Origin of the sequence: Streptomyces longisporus (assembly GCF_039532765.1) — a bacterium.
In the GTDB taxonomy this organism is placed as follows: Bacteria; Actinomycetota; Actinomycetes; order Streptomycetales; family Streptomycetaceae; genus Streptomyces; species Streptomyces longisporus.
Window position 1 is genome coordinate 83,853 of the sequence record NZ_BAAASG010000014.1, and the last position, 24,345, is coordinate 108,197.

Consider the following 24,345-nt stretch of genomic DNA (forward strand, 5'->3'; position numbering starts at 1 on the left):
GTCGATTTGCCCGGTATTTTCCGGACAATAACCCAGGTATCGCCTCCGCCTCATGCGACCGCTCGCGCCCGCGTGATAACACATAGGTCCGCCGTGCGTAACCCTCACCAGCGATGCAATTTCGAATTTCCCTCGGTAAATTAAATCCGCATGACTGCCGCTCAAGCAGATCTGCACATCGACCGTCCGCAGGTCGCGGACGGAGCCGCGTTGTGGCGGATTGCCAAGGACTCGAAGGCCCTCGACCTGAACTCGTCGTACAGCTATCTGCTGTGGTGTCGCGACTTCGCGGCCACCTCGGCCGTGGCCCGCGACGGGCGCGGGGAGCCGGTCGGCTTCGTCACCGCGTACGTACGGCCGGACCGCCCGCGCACCCTGCTGGTGTGGCAGGTGGCCGTGGACGAGGCGTACCGCGGGCGCGGCCTGGCCGGCGCCCTGCTCGACGAGGTCGTCGCACGGGCCGGTGCGGCGCACCGGATCACCGCCGTCGAGACCACCATCACGCCCGGCAACACCGGCTCCGAGCACCTGTTCACCTCGTTCGCCGAGCGGCACGGCGCCCTCGTGGAGCGCGAGGTGCTGTTCGACGAGGGCCTGTTCCCCGACGGGCCGCACGACCCCGAAGTCCTGTACCGCATCGGTCCCCTCTCCCTCTGACCGACGCGGACGACCACACCGATGACGGCACCGATGACCCACCCCACTGACGACCCACACGCACTCCCCCCACGCAACGAGGAGCGATTCGTCGTGACCATCACCCAGCCCGACCTCAGCGTCTTCGAGACCCTCGAGTCCGAGGTGCGCAGCTACTGCCGCGGCTGGCCCACCGTCTTCGACCGTGCGCACGGCAGCCGTATGTACGACGAGGACGGCCATGAGTACCTGGACTTCTTCGCCGGAGCGGGCTCACTGAACTACGGCCACAACAACCCCGTCCTGAAACGGGCGTTGATCGACTACCTGGAGCGGGACGGCGTCACGCACGGGCTCGACATGTCGACCACCGCCAAGCGTTCCTTCCTGCAGACCTTCCAGGACCTGGTGCTGCGGCCGCGCGACCTGCCGTACAAGGTCATGTTCCCGGGCCCGACGGGTACGAATGCCGTCGAGTCGGCCCTGAAACTGGCGCGGAAGGTCAAGGGGCGCGAGGCCATCGTCTCGTTCACCAACGCCTTCCACGGCATGTCCCTCGGCTCCCTCGCCGTCACCGGGAACGCCTTCAAGCGGGCCGGGGCCGGCATCCCGCTCGTCCACGGCACGCCCATGCCGTTCGACAACTACTTCGACGGCAAGGTGCCGGACTTCCTGTGGTTCGAGCGGCTGCTGGAGGACCAGGGGTCCGGGCTCAACAAGCCGGCCGCTGTGATCGTCGAGACCGTGCAGGGCGAGGGCGGCATCAACGTCGCGCGGCCCGAGTGGCTGCGGGCGCTGTCCGAGCTGTGCGAGCGCCAGGACATGCTGCTCATCGTCGACGACATCCAGATGGGCTGCGGGCGGACGGGGGCCTTCTTCTCATTCGAGGAGGCCGGGATCACCCCGGACATCGTCACCGTCTCCAAGTCCATCAGCGGCTACGGACTGCCCATGTCGCTGTGCCTGTTCAAGCCCGAGCTGGACATCTGGGAGCCGGGCGAGCACAACGGCACCTTCCGCGGCAACAACCCCGCCTTCGTCACGGCCACCGCCGCCCTGGAGGCGTACTGGGCGGACGGGTCCGCGATGGAGAAGCAGACCCGGGCGCGCGGCGAGCAGGTCGAGCAGACGCTGGCCGCGATCGCCGAGGAGAACTCGGCCGACGTCAAGGAGTACCGCGGACGCGGACTCGTGTGGGGCCTGGAGTTCCACGACAAGGGCCGGGCCGGCCGGATCGCGAAGCGCGCCTTCGAACTCGGGCTGCTCATCGAGACGTCGGGCCCCGAGAGCGAGGTCGTCAAGCTCCTCCCGGCGCTCACCGTCACGGCCGACGAGATGGACGAGGGGCTCAGCATCCTCGCCCGCGCCGTACGCGAAACCCTCTAGCAACGACCAGCAAGGAGTAGTGCAAGCACCGTGATCGTCCGTTCGTTCAAGGACATCGAAGGCACCGACCGGCATGTGAAGGCCGCGTCCGGCACATGGGAGAGCAAACGCATCGTCCTCGCCAAGGAGAGGGTCGGCTTCTCCCTGCACGAGACGATTCTGTACGCGGGTACGGTGACGTCGATGTGGTACGCGAACCACATCGAGGCCGTCGTGTGCGTCGAGGGCGAGGCCGAGCTCACCGACGACGAGACCGGGCAGAAGTACACGATCACGCCCGGCACCATGTACCTCCTCGACGGGCACGAGCGGCACACGATGCGGATCAAGGAGGACTTCCGCTGCATCTGTGTCTTCAACCCGCCCGTGACCGGCCGGGAGGACCACGACGAGAACGGCGTCTACCCGCTGCTCACCGAGCCCGAGCCCGAGGAGGTGTGACATCACCATGACCACCGTCACCGATCTCTATCCCAGCCGCGGCACCACCGAGGTGTCGACCCCGCGCCAGGACCCCGTCGTGTGGGGCTCCCCCGACACACCGGGCCCGATCACGACCGGCGACCTGCAGTCGTTCGAGCGCGACGGCTTCCTGGCCATCGACCAGCTCATCACCGACGACGAAGTCGCCGTCTACCGGCAGGAGCTGGAGCGCCTCGTCACCGACCCGGCGATCCGGGCCGACGAGCGCTCGATCATCGAGCCGAAGTCCAAGGAGATCCGCTCCGTCTTCGAGGTGCACAAGATCAGCGAGGTGTTCGCGAATCTCGTGCGCGACGAGCGGGTCGTCGGCCGGGCACGGCAGATCCTCGGCTCGGACGTGTACGTCCACCAGTCGCGGATCAACGTCAAGCCGGGCTTCGGGGCCAGCGGCTTCTACTGGCACTCGGACTTCGAGACCTGGCACGCCGAGGACGGCCTGCCGAACATGCGCACGGTGTCCGTCTCGATCGCGCTGACCGAGAACTACGACACCAACGGTGGCCTCATGATCATGCCGGGGTCGCACAAGACGTTCCTCGGGTGTGCGGGAGCGACGCCCAAGGACAACTACAAGCAGTCGCTGCAGATGCAGGACGCGGGCACACCCTCGGACGAGGCGCTGACCGCGATGGCGAGCGAGTACGGCATCAAGCTGTTCACGGGCAGGGCCGGCTCGGCGACCTGGTTCGACTGCAACTGCATGCACGGCTCGGGCGACAACATCACGCCGTTCCCGCGCAGCAACGTGTTCATCGTGTTCAACAGCGTGGAGAACGCGGCGGTCGAGCCGTTCGCGGCGCCGATCCGGCGTCCTGAGTTCATCGGGGCGAGGGACTTCACTCCCGTCCGGTGATCTCATTCTGGAGCGGGCGGCGTCACAGGCTTCACCGCCACGACAGTGACGCCGCCCGCTCCAGTGCGCCGCGCGCCGGGGTTCAGTCGGACAGGACGTCCAGCAGGCGGTCGACATCGGCCGCGGTGTTGTACAGGTGGAAGGCGGCACGCAGGTTGCCCGCGCGGTCGGAGACCTCCACTCCGGCGCTGCTCAACTCGCCCTGGCGGCGCCCCAGTTCGGGGACCGAGACGATCGGGGAGCCGGGCGAGGGGACGGGCTCGTGGCCGAGGGAGGCCAGGCCCGCGCGGAAGCGGTCGGCGAGGGCGAGGTCGTGGGCGCGTACGGCGTCCGTGCCGAGTTCCTCCAGGAGTTCCAGGGATCGGCGGGCGCCGGCGTAGGAGAAGAGGGCGGGACTCTCGTCGAACCGCCGTGCGGAGTGGGCGAGTTCGTCGATGGGGCCGTAACAGGCGTCCCAGGGCCGCTCCCCCGCCACCCACCCGGCGAACAGCGGGGTGAGTCCGCCGAGGTCCTCCGGTACGACGAGGAAGGCCACGCCCCGCGGGCAGACGAGCCATTTGAAGGCGACGGCGGCGCAGTAGTCGTACGCGTCCGCGTCGAAGTCCAGCCATCCGGCGGCCTGGGACGCGTCGACGTACGTGCGGGCTCCGTGCTCGCGCGCCGCCTGCCGGATCGCGGGCAGATCGGCCACGCGCCCGTCGGCGGACTGGGCGGCGCTGACCGCGACCAGGGTGGTGCCGGGCCGCACGGACTCGGCGACGCGCTCCAGCGGCACGTTGCGCACCTTGAGGTCGGAACGGACGTGGAAGGGGTTCACCACGGAGCTGAAGTCGCCCTCGGCGGTGAGGACTTCGGCGCCCTCCGGCAGGGAGGCGGCGATCAGCCCGCTGTAGACGGCGACCGAGGCCCCGGCCGCCACCCGGCGCTCGGGCACCCCGACGAGCCGCGAGAAACAGGCACGGCTCGCCTCGACGTCCGCGAACATGTCGGTCGGATCACCGGCCGCGGCCGCCTCCACGGCGATGCGCATGGCGGCCACGGTGCGCGCCGGCAGCAGCCCGGTGCTCGCGGTGTTCAGATAGGTGTTCTTCGGGGCGAACTCGGCACGGACGAGGCTCTCGAAGGTCTCCATGGATCCACTGTGAGCCCGCGAGAACCCATAGTCCATTGCCGATTTTTACGTGGTTTCACCAAGCAACGCTTATAGATACGCCCCGACCTGCACGCTTTCTCAGTGCTGCGGCACCGCGCACCCGTCGGGACCGCAGGCGTCCGCGTCACCCTGGTCGATCAGCTGCAGCGGTGAGCGCTCGCCCCACGCCTGGGTCAGCGCCTGGGTGAAGACCTCGGCGGGCTGGGCCCCCGAGACGCCGAACTTGCGGTCGAGCACGAAGAACGGCACACCGCCCGCGCCGAGCTGCGCGGCCTCGCGCTCGTCGGCGCGGACCTCGTCGGCGTACGCGGCCGGGTCGGCGAGCACCTTGCGGGCGTCCTCGGCCTCCAGACCGGCGGCGACGGCCAGCTCCACCAGCCGCTCGTCGCCCTCGCTGAAGACGGACCGCTCCTCGGCGAAGTTCGCCCGGTAGAGGAGCTGGATCAGCTCGTCCTGCCTGCCCTGCTCCTTGGCGAAGTGCAGCAGGCGGTGCATGTCGAAGGTGTTGCCGTGGTCGCGGTCCCGCGTACGGTACTCAAGGCCCTCGGCCGCGGCCTGCGCCCCCAGGTTCTCCTCGCCGGCCTGCGCCTGCGCCTCGCTCATCCCGTACTTCTTGGTGAGCATCGTGATCACCGGCTGGACGTCGCCCTTGGCGCGCCCCGGGTCCAGCTCGAAGGAGCGGTGCACGACCTCGACCTGGTCGCGGTGCGGGAACGCGCCGAGGGCCTTGTCGAAGCGGGCCTTGCCCACGTAGCACCAGGGGCACGCTATGTCCGACCAGATCTCGACCTTCATGTTCTCTCCAGCTCGTTCGGGCTACGGAGGCCGCCTCCGCCGAGTGGGTGAACGTTCAAGCAGTGGGGATCATTCCCCGGGCACCGGCAAGCACAGGAAGAGGTGATGGTCGCCCTCGGCGGGCGGGTGCTCCGGGTCCGGGACCCAGCCCCGACGGGCGTAGAAGGCCTGGGCGCGCTGGTTGTCGACGTGCACGTCGAGGACGGCCGTGCGCCTGCCGTCGGCCCGCCACTGGTCGGCGCAGGCGGTGTGCAGGGCCGTACCGATGCCGGAACGCCAGTGGTCGGGGTCGACGTGGAACTGGAAGAGCTTGACCGTGTCTGCCGGGGCGCCCTCCGGAGTACGGAAGGAGGCGATGCCGACCAGGCGGGCGTCGCGGACCGCGCACAGCACCTGGCCGTCGGGGCGCTCGATGGCCTGCCTCCAGACGGCCTGCCAGTCGAAGCCGTCGTCCGGCAGGCCGTCCGGGTAGTAGGTGGCCCGGGCGCGCACATGCAGGGCGGCGACGGCCGCGGCCTCGGCCGGCAGCGCGGTTCTGATCACCAGGGAGTCGACGGTCCGGTTCGCTCTGATCATGCAGCGGAGGACGCGGCCGCGGCGGCCTCGGTTCCCAGGCGGGTGAACTGGGCCCGGTAGGCGCTCGGGGTCAGGCCGGTGCGCCTGACCACATGGGTCCGCAGGGAGTCGGCCGTGCCCAGGCCGCAGGCGCGGGCCACCTGGTCCATGGGCAGGGTGGTGGTCTCCAGGAGCTCTTTGGCGCGCTCGATGCGCTGGTGCAGCAGCCACTGCAGGGGGCTGACGCCGCTCTCGGCGTGGAAGCGACGGGTGAGGGTGCGCACCGAGACGCCCGCGTGGCGGGCCAGGTCGGTCAGGGTGAGTGGCTTGTCGAGGTTGCGCATGGCCCAGCCGCGGGTGTCGGCGCAGACGGTGCCGCGCTCGGGCGGCAGCGGGGTGTGCGTGAACTGGGTCTGGCCGCCCGGCCGTACGGGGGCGACGAGGGCGAGCCGGGCGACCTCATTGGCGACGGCGGCGCCGTAGTCGGTGCGGATGACGTGCAGACAGAGGTCGATGCCGGCGGCGTAGCCGGACGCCGTGACGTACGGGCCGTCCTGGACGTACAGCACGTCTCCCTGGAGGTCGACCTGCGGGTAGCGCCGGCGCAGTTCTTCGGCGTGTGCCCAGTACGTCGTCGCCTTGCGGCCCTGGAGCAGGCCCGCCTCGGCGAGTTGGAAGGCGCCGGTGCACAGGGACGCGATCCGCTTGCCGGCGTCGGCGGCCTCGCGGACGGCGGCCACGATCCGCGGGTCCGGCTCGTAGGGCGCGCCCGTGCCGGCCACGACCACCGTGTCCGCCTCCCGCACGGCCTCCAGCCCGTCGCGCACATACAGGTCGAGCCCTCCGCTGGTGGGTACGGGCCCTGGCTCGGCGGCGCAGATGACCACGTCGTAGCCCGGCCGCCCGGCCACCTCGACCTTGCCGAACAGCAGCTCGGGGATGGCCAGGTTGAACATCGAGACGGGCGACGGCGCGATCACGGCGATGCGGTGCGGGGCGAGCCGGTCGGACATGGCCAGAACCTCCGGGTGCATGGCATTCGGGCCACTACTGTACGACGGCCCGGATCCGCAGCATGGAGTCATGTCGACCGACCGGATCCTCAAGGACGTACAACCCGCCCTCACCGAAGGGGAGTTGACGTCCGAGCGGCCTTCTCCCGGGCTCACCCTCACCGCCGCCCTGCTCGGCTTCGCGCTGATCTGCCTCGACGCGTCCGTGGTGAACGTGGCGCTGCCCGCGATCGGCTCCTCCCTCGGCGCGGGGATGTCCGGCCTGCAGTGGGTGGTGGACGCGTACACCCTTCCCTTCGCCGCGCTGATGCTGTCCACCGGCGCCTTCGCGGACCGGGCGGGGGCGAGCCGCGCGTTCGCGCTCGGCACGACGGTCTTCACGCTCGCCTCGGCGGTCTGCGGGCTGGCGCCGAACCTGCCGTCACTGATCGGCGCGCGGGTGGTGCAGGGCGCGGCGGCCGCCGTCGTGCTCCCGGCCTCGCTGTCGCTGGTGCGGCAGGCGTACCCGGAGCCGAAGCGCCGTGCGCGTGCGGTGGCGGCCTGGGCCGCCGGCGGTTCGGTGGCGGTGGCGCTCGGCCCGGTGGCGGGCGGCCTGCTGACCACCGCGTGGGACTGGCGCGGGATCTTCTTCGTCAATCTGCCGGTGGGGGCGCTGATCGTGGCACTGCTCGTGCGGGCCCCGCGCTCCGAACGGCGCCCCTCACCCCTGGACCTGCCGGGGCAGGCGACGGCGGTGGTGGCGCTCACGGGTCTGACGTTCGCGGCGATCGAGGGCGGTACGGCGGGATGGGCGGCCCTGGCCGTCGCCGTCCTGGCGGCCGTGGTCTTCTTCCGCGTGGAGTCCCGCAGCCCGCATCCGGTCGTCCCCCTCGGGCTCTTCCGCAACCGGACGGTGGCGGTGGCGGTCGCGGCGGGCGCGGCGGTGAGCGTGGCCTTCTACAGCGTGGTGTTCGTCTTCTCCCTCTTCTTCCAGCAGGTCCAGGGCCTGTCCGCGCTGCACGCCGGGCTGGCGTTCCTGCCCATGACGGGCCTGATCGCGGTGACGAACGTGGCGGCGGGCAAGCTCGCGGGGCGGTACGGGCCGCGGCTGCCGATGCTGGTGGGGCAGGGGCTGGCCGTCGTGGGACTGCTGGTCCTGCTGTACGTCGACGCCGGCACGTCTTCCGTCCTGGCGGCCGCGCTGCTCGTACCGCTGGCCCTGGGCTGCGCGCTGACGGTGCCGCCGCTGACGGCCGCGATGATGGACGCGGTGCCGGCGGAGCGAGCCGGGCTCGCGGCCGGTGTGCTCAACGCTGCGCGGCAGGTGGCGGGGGGTTTGGGGATCGCCGTCTTCGGGACGCTGGTGTCCCATGGGTTCACCGGGGGAATGCGGCTCAGCCTGGCGATCGGTGCGGGGTTGCTCGCGCTGACGGGTGCGGCCACGTCTCGGTTGCGGTAGGCGCTGGGGGCTCCGCCCCCAGGCCCCCGTTCGGCCCTTGAGGGGCCTCGTCCTCGAACGCCGGACGGGCTGGAGTGGCGACCGGCGTCAACTTCCGTCTCGCAGATCTGCCGGCCAGTTGGGGCGGAACTCTATGTGGTCGTACGTGACCACACACCCCTCCCCCATCGGTGACTGGGTCATGAAGCCGACGAGGGCGTCGCCGGTCTCCTTCTCGTTGCCCAGGGTGAAGAGGCGGATGAAGGTCCAGCGCCTGCCGTCCCGGGAGGCGTGGAAGGCGAAGGCGCGGCCGGTGCGGCTCACCCGGAGCCAGACCGAACTGCCGTCCACGGTGAAGGAGTTGGCGTCGTCGGAGTGCCCCCGGGTGACCACCGTGCAGACGGTGGGCACGTCCGGGGAGTACTCCAGGCAGAGCTTGGCCCAGGCCCGCTCGCCGACATGGACGTACAGGACCCCCGCGTCGAAGGCCGCGGCGAACCCGACCGTGACGCGCGCGATCAGCTGGAAGTCCCCCTCGGGCGCCCCGAGCAACCGGGGCGCGTCGGAGGCGGGCTCCAGCGCCTCCCCGGTGGGCGGCACGAACCGGTCCTGCCGGGGACCTGCCCATCCGCTGAGGATCCCGTCCTCGTACAACCAGTGCCCGTTGGGGCCGTAGGTGCGGAGACGGAAGGGCAGTTGGGAGAGTTCAACGTCCATCCGCATAGTCTCTCAGGAAGCGCTAACGCTCCAGCCGCCCGTTGAACCGCCGGGGCAGCCCCAGCGGGTTGTCGTCCCGAAGCTCCGGCGGAAGGATCGCCTCCGGAGCCGTCTGGTACGTCACCGGCCGCATCCACCGCTCGATGGCGGTGCCGCCCACCGACGTGGACGTGGACGTGGTCGCCGGGTACGGGCCGCCGTGGTGCTGGGCGGGGGCCACCGCGACTCCCGTCGGCCAGCCGTTCACCAGCACGCGGCCCGCGAGCGGCGTCAGCTCGGCCAGCAGCTCCGCGCCGCGGCCCTCCCCGGCCGCCTCCTCCGACGACAGATGAACCGTCGCCGTGAGATTGCCCGGCAGCCGCGACAGCACCGCCTGTACCTGGGCCTCGTCCTCGTAGCGGGCCACCACGGTGACCGGCCCGAAGCACTCCTCCAGGAGCAGGTCGTACTGGCCTTCCTCGGCCAGCTTGTCCGCCGAGACCGTCAGGAACCCGGCGCTCACCGTGTGCTCGCCGCCCGCGCCCGGTGTCACCGGGGACTCGACCTCGGGAAGCTCGGCCCGCTCGGCGACCCCGGCGATGAAGTTGTCGCGCATGCGGTGGTCCAGCAGGACTCCGGCGTCGGTGTCGCTCACCGCGTCCGTGAGGGACTTGACCAGGCGGTCGCCCGCCGCACCGCTCGGCGCGAGCACCAGGCCCGGCTTCACACAGAACTGGCCGACGCCCAGCGTCATCGACCCGGCGAGGCCCGTGCCGATGGCCTCGGCGCGCTCGGCGGCCGCGGCCTCGGTGACGACGACCGGGTTCAGGGAGCCCAGCTCGCCGTGGAAGGGGATCGGGGTCGGGCGTGCGGCGGCGGCGTCGAAGAGGGCCCGGCCGCCCCGTACGGAACCGGTGAAGCCGGCCGCCGCGACGAGGGGGTGCTTGACCAGCTCCACGCCGGCCTCGAAGCCGTGGACCAGGCCGACGACGCCCTCGGGGATGCCGTGCGCGGCGGCGGCCCGGCGCAGCACCTTGGCGACCAGCTCGGACAGGGCCGGGTGGTCGGGGTGGGCCTTGACGACGACCGGGCAGCCCGCGGCGAGCGCGCTCGCGGTGTCGCCGCCGGCGACGGAGAAGGCGAAGGGGAAGTTGGAGGCCGAGTAGACGGCGACGACGCCCAGGGGCACCTTGTAGCGGCGCAGGTCAGGGATGGGCGGGGTCGCGGTGTCGTCGGGGTGGTTGATGATCACGTCGAGGAAGGCGCCCTCGTCGACGATGTCCGCGAAGGCCCGCAACTGGTAGCAGGTCCGGGCGAGTTCGCCGGTGAGCCGGACCGGACCGAGCGCGGTCTCGGCGTCCGCGGTCTCGACGAGCCCGTCCTTCGCCGCCTGCAGCTGCTCGGCGGCGGTGCGCAGGAAGGCCGAGCGGACCGCGCGGTCGGCGAGGGCGCCGCGCGCGGCGTGTGCGGCGCGGACGGCGGTGTCCACCTCCTGGGCTGTGGCCTCCACCGCAACCTGTTCACGCTGCTTCCCGGTACGGGGGTCGACACTCCAGACTGGTGCTGCTGCCACCGCGGGTCCCTCCACGTATGTCTTGCGGTATGTCCTGCTTGTATTGCCGCAGTATCTGGGTCATCCACCAGGGTCGTTCGATATACTGAACGCTGTCTCTGATGATGAATATGCTGTTGGAGACTATTTCCCGTCGAACGAAGGGGTCAAGGGCGATGTCGGTAGCCGAGACAGGCGGCGGGGCACAGGTCAAGTCCGCGGTGCGGACGGTCGAGCTGCTCGAATACTTCGCCGGCCGGCCCGGTATGCACTCCCTCGCTTCGGTGCAGGAGGCCGTCGGGTATCCCAAGTCCAGTCTGTACATGCTGCTGCGCACCCTGGTGGAGCTGGGCTGGGTGGAGACGGACGCGACGGGCACGCGGTACGGCATCGGGGTGCGGGCACTGCTGGTCGGCACCTCGTACATCGACGGCGACGAGGTGGTGGCGGCGGCCCGCCCGACCCTGGACCGGCTGTCGGACGACACCACGGAGACCATCCACCTGGCCCGCCTGGACGGCACGAACGTGGTGTACCTGGCCACCCGGCAGTCGCAGCACTATCTGCGCCCGTTCACCCGGGTGGGGCGCCGGCTGCCCGCGCACTCCACCTCGCTGGGCAAGGCGCTGCTGAGCACGTACACCGACGAGCAGGTCCGCAAGATGCTCCCGGAGACCCTGCCGGCGCTGACCGAGAACACCATCACCGACCGGGAGAAGCTCATCGAGGAGCTGCACCAGGTCCGGGAGCAGGGCTTCGCCGTGGACCGCGAGGAGAACACGCTGGGCCTGCGCTGCTTCGGAGTGGCCATCCCCTACCGCACTCCGGCGCGCGACGCGATCAGCTGCTCGGTGCCGGTGGCGCGGCTGACCCCGGCCCATGAACAGATGGTCAAGGACGCCCTGTTCGACGCGCGCGACCGGCTGACCCTGGCGACCCGGAGGCTCTGACTCATAGGCTTCGGCGTCATGGACGTCGTACTCCGTGAAGTGCACGACAGCGATCTGCCGGTCTTCTTCCGGCAGATGAACGATCCAGAGGCGCTGCGCATGGCCGCGTTCACCCCGAAGGACCCGGCCGACCGGGACGCCTTCGAGGCCCACTGGAAACGGATCCGGGCCTCCGGGGACGTGCTGCGCACGGTCCTGGCCGACGGTGACGTGGTGGGCAGCGCCGCGGTGTACGGCGAGCCGGGCGAGCGCGAGGTCACCTACTGGATCGACCGCGCGCACTGGGGCCGGGGCATCGCCACGGCGGCGCTGCGGGAGCTGGTGGCCCAGGTGCCCGAGCGTCCGCTGTACGCCCGTGCGGCCGCCGACAACACCGGCTCCCTGCGGGTCCTCGGCAAGTGCGGATTCCGGGTGACCGCCCGGGCCTCCGGGTTCGCCAACGCGCGCGGCGAGGAGATCGAGGAGTTCGTGCTCGCGCTGGACGCCTGACACCGCCGTGGATGAGCGTCCGATGAGAAAGCCGGACACACGGGAACGATCGACCCGCTTCCGGTCGTCTTCCGAGTGGGATGAACAAGACGATCAGGCGGGCCGCCGTCTTCACACTGCTGCTGGTGATCGCTCTGCTGGTCAGGGCGACCTGGGTGCAGTTCTACGACGGCAAGGCCCTCGCGGACGACAAGTACAACCGGCGCAACGCGATCCAGACGTACGCGGACCCGCTCGGGAACATCATCGTGGGCGGCAATGCGATCACCGGTTCCGCGGTGACGAAGAACAGCGACCTCAAGTACAAGCGCACGTACAAGAACGGCAAGTTGTACGCGGCGGTGACGGGCTACGCCTCGCAGGCGTATGCGCCGACCCAGCTGGAGGGCATCTACCAGGACCTCCTCGACGGGACGGACAACCGCCTCAAGACAGTGATGGACACGATCACCGGCAAGCGGGCCGACCCGGGCAACGTGGTCACGACGATCGATCCGGATGTGCAGAAGGCGGCGTACGACGCGCTCGGCGACAAGAAGGGAGGGGCCGTCGCGATCGATCCGAAGACGGGCAGGATCCTGGCGGTGGTGTCGACGCCGTCGTTCGACCCGTCGACGCTGACGGACGCCAACACCGCGGGCACGGCCTGGAAGAAGCTCAACGACGACCCCGACAAGCCGCTGACCAACCGCGCGCTGCGCCAGCCGCTGCCGCCGGGCTCGACGTTCAAACTGGTCGTGGCCGCCGCGGCGTTGGAGGACGGGCTGTACTCGTCGGTGGACGAGAAGACGAAGAGCCCGGATCCGTACACGCTCCCGGGCACCACCCGCGACCTGTCCAACGAGAACCCGAACGCGCCCTGCGAGAACGCGACGATCCGCACCGCGCTGCAGTACTCCTGCAACAACGTCTTCGCGAAGATGGCCGTCGACCTCGGCCAGGACAAGGTGAGGGCGATGGCCGAGAAGTTCGGCTTCAACGACACGCAGCAGGACGTGCCGGTGCGGGCCTACACCAGCGTCTACCCCTCGAACATGGACAGGTCCTCCACGGCTCTGACGGGCATCGGGCAGTACGACGTCACCGCGACCCCGCTCCAGATGGCCATGGTGTCCGCCGCCATAGCCAACGGCGGCAAGCTGGTCTCTCCGCATATGGTCTCGCAGATCACCGACAGCGGCGGTGACGTGCTGAAGAACTACGACGACAGCGCGAGCAGCAAGGAGATCGTCAGCTCCTCGACCGCCGGGCAACTGCAGTCCGCGATGCAGACGGTGGTGGAGCAGGGCACCGGCACGAACGCCCAGATATCGGGCGCCACCGTGGGCGGCAAGACCGGCACCGCCCAGCACGGCGAGAACAACAGCAAGACGCCGTACGCCTGGTTCACGTCCTACGGCAAGGAGGGCGGCAAGGAGGTCGCCGTGGCGGTGATGGTCGAGCAGTCGGACGCGGCCCGCTCGGAGGTCAGCGGCAACGGCCTGGCCGCCCCCGTGGCCAAGGCCGTGATGGAGGCGGCCCTCAAGAACTGAGTCCGGTTTGCTACTTCACGCCCAGGATCTGCTCCACCGGGTCAATGGCGAAGTACACCAGGAAGAGGGCCGAAACCCCCCACAGCAGCCAGTGCACCTCCTTCGCCTTCCCCAGCACCGCCTTGATGAGGACGTAGGCCAGGAACCCCGCCCCGATGCCGTCGGTGATCGAGTAGGTGAACGGCATCGCGGCGATGGTCAGAAACGCCGGGATGGCGATCTCGTACCGGTCCCAGTCGATGTGCTTGACGTGCGTCATCATCAGGAACCCGACCGCGATCAGCGCGGGCGCAGCCGCCTGCAGCGGCACGATCGTCAGCAACGGCGTCAGAAACAGTGCGAGCCCGAACAACCCACCGGTGATCAGGTTCGCAAAGCCGGTGCGCGCACCCTCTCCGACACCCGCCGCCGACTCGATGTAAGCGGTGTTGGAGGAGGCGGACCCCAGACCGCCGGCCACCGCCGCCGCGCCGTCGATGAACAGCACGCGGCCGATCCCCGGCACCTGCCCCTGCTCGTCGAGCAGTCCGGCCTCCGCGCTGATGCCGACGATGGTGCCCATGGCATCGAAGAAGTCCGACAGGATCAGGGTGAACACCAGCAGGACGGCGGTGAGGATGCCGGCCTTGGCGAAGCCGCCGAACAGGCTGAAGTGACCGATGAGCCCGAAGTCGGGGGTGGAGACGATCTTGTCGGGCACATGCGGGGTGGTCAGCCCCCAGCTCTTGATGTCCGCCACCGCGTCGATGATGATCGCGACGATCGTCATGGTCACGATGCTGATCAGGATCGCGCCCTTCACCTTGCGCGCGAGCAGCGCGATGGTGAGCAGCACGCCGAGACAGAAGACGAGGACGGGCCAGCCGGTCAGCCGGCCCACGGCTCCGAGCTGCACGGGCACGGTGGTCTGTGCCGCGTCCGGGATCCGGCTGACGAACCCGGCGTCCACGAAGCCGATGAAGGCGATGAACAGCCCGATGCCGACGCCGATCGCCTGCTTGAGCTGCTGCGGAATGGCGTCCATGATCGCCTTCCGCAGTCCGGTGACGACCAGGACGCAGATCAGGATGCCCTCGAGGACGACGAGTCCCATCGCGTCGGACCAGCTCATCAGCGGGGCGAGCTGGAAGGCGACGACGGCGTTGAGGCCGAGGCCCGCGGCGATGGCGAGCGGGAGGTTGCCGCCGACGCCCATGATGATCGTCATCACACAGGCCACCAGGGCGGTGGCGGTGACGAGTTGACCGGTGTCGAGGCTGTGGCCGAACTTGTCCTTCGCGGAGCCGAGGATGATGGGATTCAGGACAAGGATGTAGGCCATCGTGAAGAACGTGGCGAAGCCGCCGCGTATCTCCCGGCCGAAGGTGGATCCCCGCTCGGAGATCCTGAAGTACCGGTCGACGCCGTTCGCCGCTGGTGGCGCGGCACTCGGCCGCTCGGCCGTCTTCCTGGTGTCGGACATGGCGGGTGCTCCTAGGTGCCTGATTGATCAGTGTGCGGATGCTGGCTGGATTGTTCCCGCGGTGAACCCGTTTCAGGTTTTCTCCGTGTTACGGAATCGATCGGCCCGCCAGACTTCGTTCGAGGTGCCGTACGGATTCGAAGCCCCGTACGAGCCCGGCGGCTTGATCACTGCTACGCTCCGGATTTCGTCCGGGCCTCCTCCGGATGATCACATGTCTCACATGTCATCTACATGCCACACGCAGAGAGGTCGCCCGTGGGCACTGTCGTCGACGATGCAGCCTCCGTGGAGTTCCATGCCTTCTTCGAGCGGCACTACGCAGAACTGTCCCGGTTCGCCCATCTGTTGACCGGCGAGGCGGACGCCGCCGACGATCTGGCCGCCGACGCACTGCTCACCCTGTGGCACCGCTGGGACCGGGTGCGCGCCGCGGACCACCCGGTCGCCTACGCCCGCGGAGTCGTCGCCAACCTGGCCCGCACCCGGATCCGCAGCGCCGTGCGTGAGCGCCGGCGGATCTCGCTGTTCTGGTCGCAGCGCGAGGAGAAGACCGAGAATCCCGACATAGCAGGCGTTGTCGACGTCCAGGAGGCGCTGCGCAGGCTGCCGTTCAGGAAACGGGCGTGTGTGGTGCTCCGGCATGCGTTCGACCTGTCGGAAAAGGACACCGCTCTCGCTCTGGGTGTTTCCGTGGGTACGGTTAAGTCCCAGACGTCCAAGGGAATGGCCGAGCTGCAGAAGATCCTCGGCTCCCAGGGCGTACCGCACAAGGTGCACGCGGCGATGGCGCGCGGCGGCGACAGTGGAGGAACGGACCGATGAGGCAGCAGGACGTGCACGACGAGCTGCGCGCCCGGCTGCACGAAACGGCCGAGGCACACCAGCCGGACCGGGCCAGGATCCTGGCCCGGATCGAGCGGGGCATGAGCGAGCACAGCCGCTCCGACCACCGGGCGACCCGTCCGCCGGTGTGGGGCTGGGCCCGGGTGGTGGGTGCGACGGCCGCGGTCGCGGGCATGCTCGCGGTCGGCGGTTACGCGGTGGCCTCCGCGGTGAAGGACCACACCCCGCAGCGGCAGACGGTCTCGGTCTCGCCGACGCCCACGCCGTCCCCCGATGCGACGAGCCGGGCGCCCGTCCCGCCGGTGGACCGGACACCGAGCTCTCCCCGGCCGTCCCACAAGCCGAGCAACTCCCCTTCCGGCAAGCCCTCCGCCTCCGTGCTGACGCCCGCCGCCCGTGGGAGCGACGGTCCGCTGTGGTCGGACGGCTCGGTGGACCCGCACGGCAACGACTTCTGGGCGCAGAGCGACATCACGGTCAGGACGAGCGAACAGCTGACCGCCCTGACGGTGCAGTTGAGGGTCGCCCAGACCGGAGGGGTCAGCTCGACCGGGGCCTGGCGCTCATTGCCGGAGCAGGACTTCGACCTCGCGGTCGGCGAGCAGAACGGCTTCCTCGTCTACACCTGGACGCTCAAGGCGGGCCGTACGGTCCCCAAGGGCCAGTGGGTGTTCGCCGGGCAGTACAACCACCAGCGAGGCGGCCGGGACGCCAAGGACGACACCTACGCCGTCACGGCCACGGCGGGCGGCACGCAGCGTGCGGTCGGCGGCGACTTCGCGGCCCACGCGGGCGACTCGTAGATCCAACTGCGCAGAAGCTCGCGCAAAATCTTGAAGAGGGCGGCAACCCTTTCCTCGGCGGCGGCAACCAGGAAGCAGAGGACGTCCTCTTCACCTGCAGCTGAGTGAACATTCAAGTACGACGGGATTGCGCCCCTTGAGCACGCACAAGAGACATCTCACCCGCCGCCGGGTGCTCGGGGCCTCCGCGCTCGGCGTCGCCGCCACCGGCGCCGCCGTGGCGGGAGGCGCCGGCCTGCTGTCGTCCGCGTCCGCCGCGGCCTTCGGCTACCAGGACGACGGCAGGAACTACGTCGTCGACACCGGTTCCTCCCTCGTCTTCAAGGTCTCCAAGACGACCGGTGACCTCACGTCCCTCGTCTACAAGGGCAAGGAGTACGAGGGCTACGGCGGCAAGCACTCGCACGTCGAGTCGGGGCTCGGGGCCTCCACCGTCACCATCAAGCAGTCGGGCCCGACGATCCTGATCAAGGTCGTGCACGGCGCGATCACCCAGTGGTACGCGGCCCGCAGCGGCCAGAACAACGTCTACCTGTGGACGAACAAGGCCGACGCGTCCTTCACGGCGACCCGCTACATCGTCCGCCTCAAGCCCGGCATGTTCCCCAACACCGGCTCGGACGCCTGGGACTCGACGAGAGACAAGATCATCGAGGCCGGTGACGTCTGGAGGAGCCCGGACGGCACGACCCACTCCAAGCACTACTCGGGCAAGCGGACCATCGACTACGACTACGTCGGCTTCACCGCCGGCTCGGTCGGTCTCTGGATGGTCCGCTCCAACCACGAGAAGGCCTCCGGCGGCCCCTTCTACCGCTCCCTGCTGCGGCACTCGAACGACGGCGGCGCAGGCCTGTACGAGATCCTGCACTACAACGAGGCCCAGACGGAGGCGGAGCGCTTCGGTCTGCAGGGCCCGTACGTCATCGCCCTCACCGACGGCGGCGCCCCCTCCTCCTCGCTCTTCCCGGCGAACCTGGACACCTCATGGGTGGACGGGCTCGGCATCACCGGCTGGGTCGGCAAGGCGGGCCGCGGCAAGGTGGCGGGCGTCGGCCTGAAGGGCATGGACGCCAAGTACCCCTACACCGTGGGCTTCGCGAACGCGGACGCGCAGTACTGGGCGAAGGCCGCGGCCGGCACGGGCGCCTTCTCCTGCAAGGGGATGCTTCCGGGGACGTACACGCTGACCGTCCACAAGGGCGAACTCGCCGTGCACACCGAGTCGGTGAAGGTGACGGCGGGCGCCACGACGTCCCTGCACACCCTGAGCATCACCGGCGACCCGTCCGCCGCCTCCGCCGTCTGGCGGCTCGGCGACTGGGACGGCACACCCGGCGAGTTCAAGAACGCCGAGCTGATGACGTACGCGCATCCCTCCGACGGCCGCGCGGCCAAGTGGACCGGCAACGTCACCATCGGCGGCGGCAGCGAGGCCGCGTCCTTCCCGGCGTACATGTGGCAGGACGTCAACGACGGCATCCTCGTCTACTTCAAGCTGACCAAGGCGCAGGCCGCGGCCGCGCACACGCTGCGGGTCGGAGTGACGGACGCGTTCGCCGGCGGGCGGCCGCGGGTGACCGTGAACGACTGGGTTTCGGCCATTCCCACAGCACCCACACAGCCCTCGACTCGTTCCCTCACCACGGGTTCGTACCGTGGAAACAACCACAGCTTCACTTTCAACGTCCCTAACAGTGCGTGGAAGACGGACACCTCCCAGTACAACGTCCTGAAGATCAACATCGTGAGCGGTTCGGGCGGCACGGCCTATCTCAGCGCCGGCACGTCGTTCGACTGCCTGGACCTGCTGACTTGAGCCCCCCTCGGTCAGCAGAAGAAGCGCCCCCGCCGGTGACGACCGACGGGGGCGCTTTACGCCCCGAAAGGGGCGCGGGGGGACGTGCTCAGCTGACGAAGTAGGTCGGGTTCGGCAGCTTGTAGGAGCGGTCGGCGTAGCCGCCGTCCAGGTCCGAGTACTGGTCGCCGAAGTTGGCGACGATCTCGTAGCCGAGGTCGTCCTCGATGTGCTTGCGGGTGCCGGACTTGTACTGCACGGTCGTGCAGGTCCAGGTGCCCGGCGTGGCGCAGGCGCTCAGATAGGCCGGCGGGTTCGCCTTGTCCTTGAGGAACATGTGGTCGGCGTCGAGGTTCACATCGGCGCCGATCTTCTTCAGGTTCGCGACGGCGGCGGTGCGCTGCGCCTCGCTCAGACCCGAGTTGTAGAAGACCTCGACGCCCTTGGACTCGGCGTACCGGACCAGCTCGGCGCTGCCGAACACGCCCGGGCGGTCGGCCTTGTTCACGTAGTCGGCCCAGGTGGTGGGGTTGTACGTGTAGTTGTAGCGCTTCTCGTAGTCGAGGCTGAGCAGCAGCGTGTCGTCGATGTCGAACATGACCGCGGGCTTCTCGCCCCGGTGGTGCGCCTTGCGGGCGGCCTGGTCCATGTACTTCCTGGCGGCGGCGTCGATGTGTGCCAGATCCTGGGCGTACGGGCTGTCCGGGGACGCCTGGTACACGCCGTTGGCGTCGGCCGTGGTGCCGTAGTAGGTGTCGATGTCCTTCACCAGGAGGCCGATGTTGTACGGCTCGTGGGTGGAGTTGGCCGTGGACTGGCCGGCCGTGGCCGCACCGGCCCCGTAGAGGGCGCCGCCGGCGAGGGCACACGCTGCGGCGATCGCCGCGATACGCAGTGGCTTATGCATGACAGGTTTCTACGCGCGTCACCCCGGCGGGCGCGAGGCCCGTTGCCTGATCGATATCTCTTCCACAGGCAAAAAACGGGTCAAGCGCCCTGGACGGGACGGTTCCGGATCGGTACGGCTCAGTTCATCGTCGCCCCGATCGTGGTGCTCCCCGTCGTCAGGAACGTCGTCGCGGGCAGGGTGCCGCTGGAGCTACGGGCGTTGTACGTCGTGGAGGCGTCCGTCGACTTGAAGGCCGGGGTCGAGATCCCGGAGTCCCAGTTGTTGCCGGACGAGGTGACCGCGGAGCCCTTGGTGACCGAGCCGCTGCCGTTGCCGACCGCGAGGTTCTTGCCGAGCCTGGCGGAGCTGGTGGCGAAGTAGTAGCCCCATTTGCCGTTGGCGTAGGCGGTGGTGCGGTTGACGGTGATCGAGCCGGTGTTGGAGTTCTCGGTGAAGCCGTTGCCCGCGTTGCCCCAGGCGGCGGAGTTGTTGACGACGTGGGCGACGGTGACGCCGTTGCCGCCCAGCTTGTAGCCGTTGCCGTTGCCCTCGAAGGCGGAGTCGCCCCAGCGGTTGACGCCGTTGCCGAAGGACCAGGAGTGCTCGATGGTGACCGGCGAGGAGAAGGACCACAGGTCGATGCCGTCGTCCGAGTTGTTGTAGAGGCGCGCTCCGGTGACCAGGTTGCCGGTGCCGGAGCCGAACTTGATGGCGACGCCGTCCGCGTTCTGGCCGTGACTGGCGGCGTCGTAGTTGCCGTAACTGTCCAGGTTCTTGACGGTGTTGTTGACCGTGCCGTCGCCGGTGAGCGTGAAGCCGGAGTCACCGCCGTTGATGGTCTTGATGTTGTTCCAGTTGGTGCCGGTGCAGGACTGGCAGACGACGGCGCTGTCCGGGGAGTTCTGGAAGGTGATGTCGGAGACGTTCCAGTAGTCCGCGGTCAGCTTGAAGATCCAGGAACCGGACGGCAGCGAGGACCCGTCGATCTTGACGGTCTCCGAGCCGTACGCGGTGAGGGTGATCGGCGCGGAGGAGGTGCCGTTGGCCGTGGACTGCAGGGTGGCCGTCGGGTAGTAGGTGCCGCCGCGGACCTGGATGACGGTGCCGGCGGTGGCGTTCTTGATGGCGTTGGACAGATCGGTCGAGTTGCTGACGACCACGGTGGCGGCCTGGGCCTGGGTGGGGAGCACGGCGAGACCGGCGCCCACGGCCAGGGCTGCGGCGGTGGCGAGTGCGGTACGACGAGACATGGAGAGCGGTTCCTTTCTCGTACGGGTTCTTGTGGGGTTCACAGGACGGTGTCGAGCCGGCTGAAGGCGGGAGCGCCAGACGGCGCGCAGCTTCTCGTGAGCCGTGCAGGCAGCGCCCTGAAGGGGTGCGAGGCTGCATGGGACATACGGCTTCCGCCGCGCGGGCGTGACCGGCCACGACGGACCCGCAGGAGACCGACGGCCCATTGCGGGACACCCGGCGGAGCGCCTACACACAAGGGCGCCAATCGCCGAGGTACGCCTCACGCGTATGCAACCGCGCCTCATCCGCGGTGAGTTGAGGCCGGTTCTCCGGAACCGTGACCACGGCCCCCGGGCCCGTGTTGCGGTACTCCCTGAACCGCATGGTCTGCCAGGGGTGGGCGTCCCGCATGTTGACGTAGGGCGTGACGGAGTCGATGCCGGGCCCGATCCGGGTGTCCCGGACGACGAGGGACGGCCAGGCGGTCGTCTCGTACGACGGGACCCAGGGCCGCGCCAGCTTGTACGCCCCCTCCTCGGCGCCGGAGGTGATGCGGGAACGGACGGCCAGGATCCCGTGCGGGTTGGCGCGGGCGGTGGAGGGGGCGAAGACCATGCCCTTGGGCGTGAAGGTCACGTCCCGCTGCAGCGTGTGGAAGTGGCACTCCTCGAACACGGCGGTCGCCCGCCCGAAGACGAAGTCGACGTCACCCTCGACGTAGCAGCGGTGGAAGTACTGCCGGTCGAAGGCGTCGAGCGCCGTCGTGTCGACGAAGAGGGTGTCCTGGTGGGCCAGGAGGCGGACGTTCTCGAAGCTCGACCGGTCACCCGTCACATATGCGGCAACCGCCTGGGTGCCGGTGATGTCCGGGTGGTCGGCGCGCAGCCAGTCGTTGGCGAGGGTCAGATCGCGGACGGTCAGTCCGGGGGCCGCGGAGGTGAAGGTGGCGGAGCCCGGCGTCCCGAATGTCGTGCCGTCGGGCTTCTTCGTGCCGTTCGCGTGGTCGAAGACGACGACGGTGTCACGCGGGTCGCGGGTGGCGCCGCGGATCGTCAACCCACCTTTGTCAGAAGGGATTTTGACGACCTCGCGGTACGTCCCCGGATGTACCACGATCGTCGCCCCGGGTCCGTCCACCGCGTCCACGGCCGCCTGGACGGAGCCGCCGGGGCGGACGTGCAGGACAGGACGGCGGGCGCCCGCGAAGGCGGGACCGGCTCCGGCGGTGGCCAGGCCTGCGGTGATGCCCGCCAGAAGAGTGCGTCGGCGCATGTCAGCAGGCCTCCTGCCACGGCTTCCAGTCGCCGAGGTAGGCCTCCCGGGTCGCCGACTCGGCCTGGGCGTCGGTGAGTTGGGGCCGGTTCTCGGGGACGGTGATCGCGGCGCCGGGTCCGGTGTTGTGGTACTCGGCGAACCGCTGGTTCTGCCAGGGATAGGTGTCCGACATGTTGGTGTAGGGCGCGACCGCGTCGATCCCGCGCCCGAGGTGGGTGTCCCGGACGGTGAGCATCGGGCGGGCGGTGGTGTCGGAGCCGGGCACCCAGGGCCGGGCCAGCTTGTAGGAGCCGTCCGGGGCTTCGCTGCTCACGCGGCTCCGCGTCACCAGGTGGCCGCGCGGGTTGGCGACCGCCGTGGAGGGGGCGAAGACGAAGCCGTAGGGGGCGGCGGCCAGGTCGGTGCGGTTCAGCGTCCGGAAGTGGCAGTCCTCGTACACCGCGGTCGCCCGCCCGAAGACGAAGTCGACGTCCCCTTCGACATAGCAGTGCGAGTAGTACTGCCGGGCGAAGGTGCCGAGCGCCATCGAGTCGGCGTACAGGGTGTCCTGGTGGCCGAGGAAACGGCAGTGGGTGAACGAACTCCTGTCCCCCTGCACCTTGATGGCCACCGCCTGCGTGCCCGTGATGTCGGGGTGGTCGGCGCGCAGCCAGTCGTTGGCGAAGGTGATCCAGCGGGCGGTGAAGCCGTCCGCCTGCACGGTCGTGGTGGCGGAACCCGTGGTGCCGTGGGTGCCGCCGCCGGGCTTGGGGGTGCCGGCCGCGTTGTCGTACACGATCACGATGTCACGGGGGTCCTCGGAGGCGCCGATCCAGGTCGCCTCCGTACGGGTGACGTCGACGGCGACCGTCTCCCGGTAGACGCCGGGGGCGAGGACGAGAGTGCGGCCGGTGCCGGTGGCTGCGGATACGGCGGCCTGGACGGTCGCGAAGTCGCCGCGGCCCTGTGGGTCGACGTAGAGGGTGCCGGGCGTGAGGCGGCGGGCCGGGGAACCGTACCGGCCGAACGGGCGCTCCTGCGCGTCGGCCCGCGCGGGCGTCGAGGCGAGCCCGAGCGCGGCGGCAACCCCGGCGCTCGCGGTGAGGAAACCCCTTCTGGACATGGAGAGTTGAGGACGAAGTGAGGGCGAGGGCATGCGGGTGCTCCTTCGCGGTGCGGCTCATGAGAGAAGCGGCCGGGGCGCACCGGGCGCCCCGGCCGAGAGCGTCAGCGCAGGTGGCCTGCGCCCGCGCAGTGGTCGACGATCCCGGGGACCGCCTGGGCCGGGTCCACCTTCGTCCGCAGGGTCGGGGTCCAGCCGGCACCGGACTGCAGGGTTTCGCTCGGCACCTGCGCGTTGTGGACGGCGATCAGATCGACCGGCTCACCGTTGACGTAGTTGTCGTCGGCGGTGATCGGCGCCTCCTTCCACTTCTTCAGGATCGTGCCCGCCTTGACGCCGTCCGGCAGGGTGAACGCGTTGTGCTCGGCGACGATCTGGGACTCCATGCCGACGCCGTAGCTGTACACGTAGTCGGCGCCGCCCACGACGAAGTGGTTGTCGTAGGAGTCGACCTTGCCGAAGCGGACGCGCGGGGCGCGCTCCAGCACATTGGTGTACAGGTTGTGGTGCAGGGTGACTCTGAGGTGGCCCCGGTCGATCGCGGCGGTGGCGGCGCCGTCGCTGTTGCCGATGAGGGTCGTCTTGTCGTGGTCCGCGAAGACGTTCCAGGACGCGGTGATGAGGTCGGATCCCTTGACGATGTCCATCTCGCCGTCGTGCTGCTCGTAGATCCGCCCGTAGTAGGACGGCAGGGAGCTGTCGGGGTGGTCGCCGTCGGTGAAGGTGTTGTGGTCCATCCAGACGTGTGTGCCGCCGTAGATCGTCACGTCGTCGTACTCGGAGTTCCAGTTGCCGACGGCCGTGTCGGTGGGATCCCACTGCGGGAAGCAGTCGAGGGCGCTCTGGAAGCGCAGATTGCGGACGATGACGTTGTCCACGCCTTTGATCATCAGGTTGGCGCCCTGGAATCCGGCGTCCTTGCCGATGCCGATGATCGTCGTGTTGGCCGGGACGTTCGCCTCGACATAGGAGGCCTGGTGGGCGGCGGAGGCGCGGCGCAGGCCCTCGGGGCTGTCGGCGGGCTCTCCGTCGAGGTTCTTGGTACGGCCCCACACCGCGGGGTCGTAGGTCTTCAGGTAGGTGGCGAAGTCGTAGCCGGGCACGGCGAACGAGGCACAGCCCGGCTCGTCGGCGCGGATCGTCCCCCGCACTCGAATGATCTTCGGTGCGCTGCCGCCGTCGGCGAGGGCGGCCTTGAAGCCGGCCCAGTCGGTGACGGTGTAGACATGCGCGGCATCGGCGGCCGCGCCGCCGGTGGTGCCGGTGCCGTAGGAGCCCCAGCCGTCGTTCGTGCCGAGCGTCTGCCGGCCCAGGTCCCGGGCCTGGGCCTGCGCGGAGGTGGTTCCCGTGAGGCCGAGCACCAGGGCGGTGCATCCCACGACGGATGCTATGACGCGTCCATGACATTTCTGTGTACGCACTGTGCG

At 69.6% G+C, this 24,345-nt stretch carries 23 protein-coding genes; 11 read left to right on the plus strand and 12 right to left on the minus strand.

Annotated features, from left to right (window positions below):
• The first annotated feature begins 150 nt into the window (after positions 1-150).
• The 4 genes from ectA to thpD all read left to right on the plus strand — a co-directional run bounded on the left by ectA (position 151) and on the right by thpD (position 3,358).
• Entirely contained in the window at positions 151-657 is a 507-nt protein-coding gene (gene ectA, locus ABD355_RS29305) for a diaminobutyrate acetyltransferase (protein ID WP_344403795.1), read from the plus strand.
• Positions 658-750: 93 nt separating this feature from the next.
• Complete coding sequence (gene ectB / locus ABD355_RS29310) at positions 751-2,022, plus strand: diaminobutyrate--2-oxoglutarate transaminase (protein WP_344403797.1); 1,272 nt, start codon at positions 751-753, stop codon at positions 2,020-2,022.
• A gap of 30 nt (positions 2,023-2,052) precedes the next feature.
• Complete coding sequence (locus tag ABD355_RS29315; RefSeq protein ID WP_344403799.1) at positions 2,053-2,463, plus strand: ectoine synthase; 411 nt, start codon at positions 2,053-2,055, stop codon at positions 2,461-2,463.
• Between the two features lie 7 nt (positions 2,464-2,470).
• Positions 2,471-3,358 carry an ectoine hydroxylase gene (thpD, locus tag ABD355_RS29320; protein WP_344403802.1) on the plus strand — a complete coding sequence of 296 codons (888 nt, stop codon included), beginning with the start codon at positions 2,471-2,473 and terminating at the stop codon, positions 3,356-3,358.
• Positions 3,359-3,440: 82 nt separating this feature from the next.
• Here thpD and ABD355_RS29325 read toward each other — a convergent pair whose 3' ends face one another.
• The 4 genes from ABD355_RS29325 to ABD355_RS29340 all read right to left on the minus strand — a co-directional run bounded on the left by ABD355_RS29325 (position 3,441) and on the right by ABD355_RS29340 (position 6,874).
• Positions 3,441-4,490 carry an aminotransferase class V-fold PLP-dependent enzyme gene (locus tag ABD355_RS29325; protein ID WP_344403804.1) on the minus strand — a complete coding sequence of 350 codons (1,050 nt, stop codon included), beginning with the start codon at positions 4,488-4,490 and terminating at the stop codon, positions 3,441-3,443.
• Between the two features lie 99 nt (positions 4,491-4,589).
• Positions 4,590-5,306: a DsbA family oxidoreductase gene (locus ABD355_RS29330; RefSeq protein ID WP_344403806.1), complete on the minus strand. Its 717-nt coding sequence runs from the start codon at positions 5,304-5,306 to the stop codon at positions 4,590-4,592.
• Positions 5,307-5,375: 69 nt separating this feature from the next.
• A complete protein-coding gene (locus ABD355_RS29335; protein ID WP_344403808.1) occupies positions 5,376-5,882 on the minus strand; it encodes a GNAT family N-acetyltransferase in 507 nt (168 codons plus the stop codon).
• Positions 5,879-6,874, minus strand: coding sequence for a GlxA family transcriptional regulator (locus ABD355_RS29340; protein WP_344403809.1), 996 nt, complete (start codon positions 6,872-6,874; stop codon positions 5,879-5,881). The genes ABD355_RS29335 and ABD355_RS29340 overlap by 4 nt, the downstream gene beginning before the upstream one ends.
• Positions 6,875-6,944: 70 nt before the next feature.
• Between ABD355_RS29340 and ABD355_RS29345 the strand changes: the two genes are divergently transcribed.
• Positions 6,945-8,312, plus strand: coding sequence for an MFS transporter (locus tag ABD355_RS29345; protein ID WP_344403810.1), 1,368 nt, complete (start codon positions 6,945-6,947; stop codon positions 8,310-8,312).
• 87 nt (positions 8,313-8,399) lie between these two features.
• On the opposite strand, the gene ABD355_RS29350 is transcribed toward ABD355_RS29345, so the two are convergent.
• Both ABD355_RS29350 and ABD355_RS29355 read right to left on the minus strand, forming a co-directional pair.
• Positions 8,400-9,008 (minus strand): DUF1349 domain-containing protein, encoded by a 609-nt coding sequence (locus ABD355_RS29350; RefSeq protein WP_344403811.1) that lies wholly within the window; start codon positions 9,006-9,008, stop codon positions 8,400-8,402.
• A gap of 22 nt (positions 9,009-9,030) precedes the next feature.
• On the minus strand, positions 9,031-10,560 hold the full coding sequence (locus ABD355_RS29355) for an aldehyde dehydrogenase (NADP(+)) (protein WP_344403812.1): 1,530 nt from the start codon (positions 10,558-10,560) through the stop codon (positions 9,031-9,033).
• 155 nt (positions 10,561-10,715) lie between these two features.
• Here ABD355_RS29355 and ABD355_RS29360 point away from each other — a divergent pair, with 155 nt between their 5' ends.
• The 3 genes from ABD355_RS29360 (at position 10,716) to ABD355_RS29370 (ending at position 13,510) form a co-directional block, all read left to right on the plus strand.
• Positions 10,716-11,489, plus strand: coding sequence for an IclR family transcriptional regulator domain-containing protein (locus ABD355_RS29360; protein ID WP_115908899.1), 774 nt, complete (start codon positions 10,716-10,718; stop codon positions 11,487-11,489).
• Between the two features lie 18 nt (positions 11,490-11,507).
• Positions 11,508-11,978, plus strand: coding sequence for a GNAT family N-acetyltransferase (locus ABD355_RS29365; protein WP_344403813.1), 471 nt, complete (start codon positions 11,508-11,510; stop codon positions 11,976-11,978).
• Between the two features lie 80 nt (positions 11,979-12,058).
• Positions 12,059-13,510, plus strand: a complete 1,452-nt coding sequence (locus tag ABD355_RS29370) for a peptidoglycan D,D-transpeptidase FtsI family protein (RefSeq protein WP_344403814.1) — start codon at positions 12,059-12,061, stop codon at positions 13,508-13,510.
• Positions 13,511-13,520: 10 nt separating this feature from the next.
• Here the strand turns inward: ABD355_RS29370 and ABD355_RS29375 are convergent, their stop codons facing one another.
• Positions 13,521-14,972 carry an NCS2 family permease gene (locus ABD355_RS29375; RefSeq protein WP_344403815.1) on the minus strand — a complete coding sequence of 484 codons (1,452 nt, stop codon included), beginning with the start codon at positions 14,970-14,972 and terminating at the stop codon, positions 13,521-13,523.
• A 258-nt stretch (positions 14,973-15,230) separates the two neighbouring features.
• Here ABD355_RS29375 and ABD355_RS29380 point away from each other — a divergent pair, with 258 nt between their 5' ends.
• The 3 genes from ABD355_RS29380 to ABD355_RS29390 all read left to right on the plus strand — a co-directional run bounded on the left by ABD355_RS29380 (position 15,231) and on the right by ABD355_RS29390 (position 18,440).
• Entirely contained in the window at positions 15,231-15,797 is a 567-nt protein-coding gene (locus ABD355_RS29380; protein ID WP_344403816.1) for a SigE family RNA polymerase sigma factor, read from the plus strand.
• Positions 15,794-16,621: a hypothetical protein gene (locus ABD355_RS29385; protein WP_344403817.1), complete on the plus strand. Its 828-nt coding sequence runs from the start codon at positions 15,794-15,796 to the stop codon at positions 16,619-16,621. The genes ABD355_RS29380 and ABD355_RS29385 overlap by 4 nt, the downstream gene beginning before the upstream one ends.
• A 136-nt stretch (positions 16,622-16,757) precedes the next feature.
• Positions 16,758-18,440: a rhamnogalacturonan lyase B N-terminal domain-containing protein gene (locus ABD355_RS29390; protein WP_344403818.1), complete on the plus strand. Its 1,683-nt coding sequence runs from the start codon at positions 16,758-16,760 to the stop codon at positions 18,438-18,440.
• An 88-nt stretch (positions 18,441-18,528) separates the two neighbouring features.
• Here ABD355_RS29390 and ABD355_RS29395 read toward each other — a convergent pair whose 3' ends face one another.
• The 5 genes from ABD355_RS29395 to ABD355_RS29415 all read right to left on the minus strand — a co-directional run bounded on the left by ABD355_RS29395 (position 18,529) and on the right by ABD355_RS29415 (position 24,339).
• Positions 18,529-19,326 (minus strand): HAD family acid phosphatase, encoded by a 798-nt coding sequence (locus ABD355_RS29395; protein ID WP_344403819.1) that lies wholly within the window; start codon positions 19,324-19,326, stop codon positions 18,529-18,531.
• 119 nt (positions 19,327-19,445) lie between these two features.
• A complete protein-coding gene (locus ABD355_RS29400; protein WP_344403820.1) occupies positions 19,446-20,558 on the minus strand; it encodes a right-handed parallel beta-helix repeat-containing protein in 1,113 nt (370 codons plus the stop codon).
• A 229-nt stretch (positions 20,559-20,787) separates the two neighbouring features.
• On the minus strand, positions 20,788-21,813 hold the full coding sequence (locus tag ABD355_RS29405; RefSeq protein ID WP_344403821.1) for a pectinesterase family protein: 1,026 nt from the start codon (positions 21,811-21,813) through the stop codon (positions 20,788-20,790).
• Position 21,814: 1 nt separating this feature from the next.
• Positions 21,815-22,918, minus strand: a complete 1,104-nt coding sequence (locus tag ABD355_RS29410; protein ID WP_425585803.1) for a pectinesterase family protein — start codon at positions 22,916-22,918, stop codon at positions 21,815-21,817.
• A gap of 104 nt (positions 22,919-23,022) precedes the next feature.
• Positions 23,023-24,339 (minus strand): pectate lyase family protein, encoded by a 1,317-nt coding sequence (locus tag ABD355_RS29415; RefSeq protein WP_425585804.1) that lies wholly within the window; start codon positions 24,337-24,339, stop codon positions 23,023-23,025.
• Positions 24,340-24,345 lie beyond the last annotated feature (6 nt).

Bases quoted from the DNA above. Each gene is read 5' to 3' on its own strand.
- ABD355_RS29410 (WP_425585803.1), bottom strand. From the start codon at position 22,918: ATGTCCAGAAGGGGTTTCCTCACCGCGAGCGCCGGGGTTGCCGCCGCG.
- ABD355_RS29370 (WP_344403814.1), top strand. From the start codon at position 12,059: ATGAACAAGACGATCAGGCGGGCCGCCGTCTTCACACTGCTGCTGGTG.
- ABD355_RS29360 (WP_115908899.1), top strand. From the start codon at position 10,716: ATGTCGGTAGCCGAGACAGGCGGCGGGGCACAGGTCAAGTCCGCGGTG.
- ABD355_RS29350 (WP_344403811.1), bottom strand. From the start codon at position 9,008: ATGGACGTTGAACTCTCCCAACTGCCCTTCCGTCTCCGCACCTACGGC.
- ABD355_RS29385 (WP_344403817.1), top strand. From the start codon at position 15,794: ATGAGGCAGCAGGACGTGCACGACGAGCTGCGCGCCCGGCTGCACGAA.
- ABD355_RS29330 (WP_344403806.1), bottom strand. From the start codon at position 5,306: ATGAAGGTCGAGATCTGGTCGGACATAGCGTGCCCCTGGTGCTACGTG.
- ABD355_RS29325 (WP_344403804.1), bottom strand. From the start codon at position 4,490: ATGGAGACCTTCGAGAGCCTCGTCCGTGCCGAGTTCGCCCCGAAGAAC.
- ABD355_RS29365 (WP_344403813.1), top strand. From the start codon at position 11,508: ATGGACGTCGTACTCCGTGAAGTGCACGACAGCGATCTGCCGGTCTTC.
- ABD355_RS29345 (WP_344403810.1), top strand. From the start codon at position 6,945: ATGTCGACCGACCGGATCCTCAAGGACGTACAACCCGCCCTCACCGAA.
- thpD (WP_344403802.1), top strand. From the start codon at position 2,471: ATGACCACCGTCACCGATCTCTATCCCAGCCGCGGCACCACCGAGGTG.
- ABD355_RS29375 (WP_344403815.1), bottom strand. From the start codon at position 14,972: ATGTCCGACACCAGGAAGACGGCCGAGCGGCCGAGTGCCGCGCCACCA.
- ectA (WP_344403795.1), top strand. From the start codon at position 151: ATGACTGCCGCTCAAGCAGATCTGCACATCGACCGTCCGCAGGTCGCG.
- ABD355_RS29340 (WP_344403809.1), bottom strand. From the start codon at position 6,874: ATGTCCGACCGGCTCGCCCCGCACCGCATCGCCGTGATCGCGCCGTCG.
- ABD355_RS29405 (WP_344403821.1), bottom strand. From the start codon at position 21,813: ATGCGCCGACGCACTCTTCTGGCGGGCATCACCGCAGGCCTGGCCACC.
- ABD355_RS29400 (WP_344403820.1), bottom strand. From the start codon at position 20,558: ATGTCTCGTCGTACCGCACTCGCCACCGCCGCAGCCCTGGCCGTGGGC.
- ABD355_RS29335 (WP_344403808.1), bottom strand. From the start codon at position 5,882: ATGATCAGAGCGAACCGGACCGTCGACTCCCTGGTGATCAGAACCGCG.
- ABD355_RS29395 (WP_344403819.1), bottom strand. From the start codon at position 19,326: ATGCATAAGCCACTGCGTATCGCGGCGATCGCCGCAGCGTGTGCCCTC.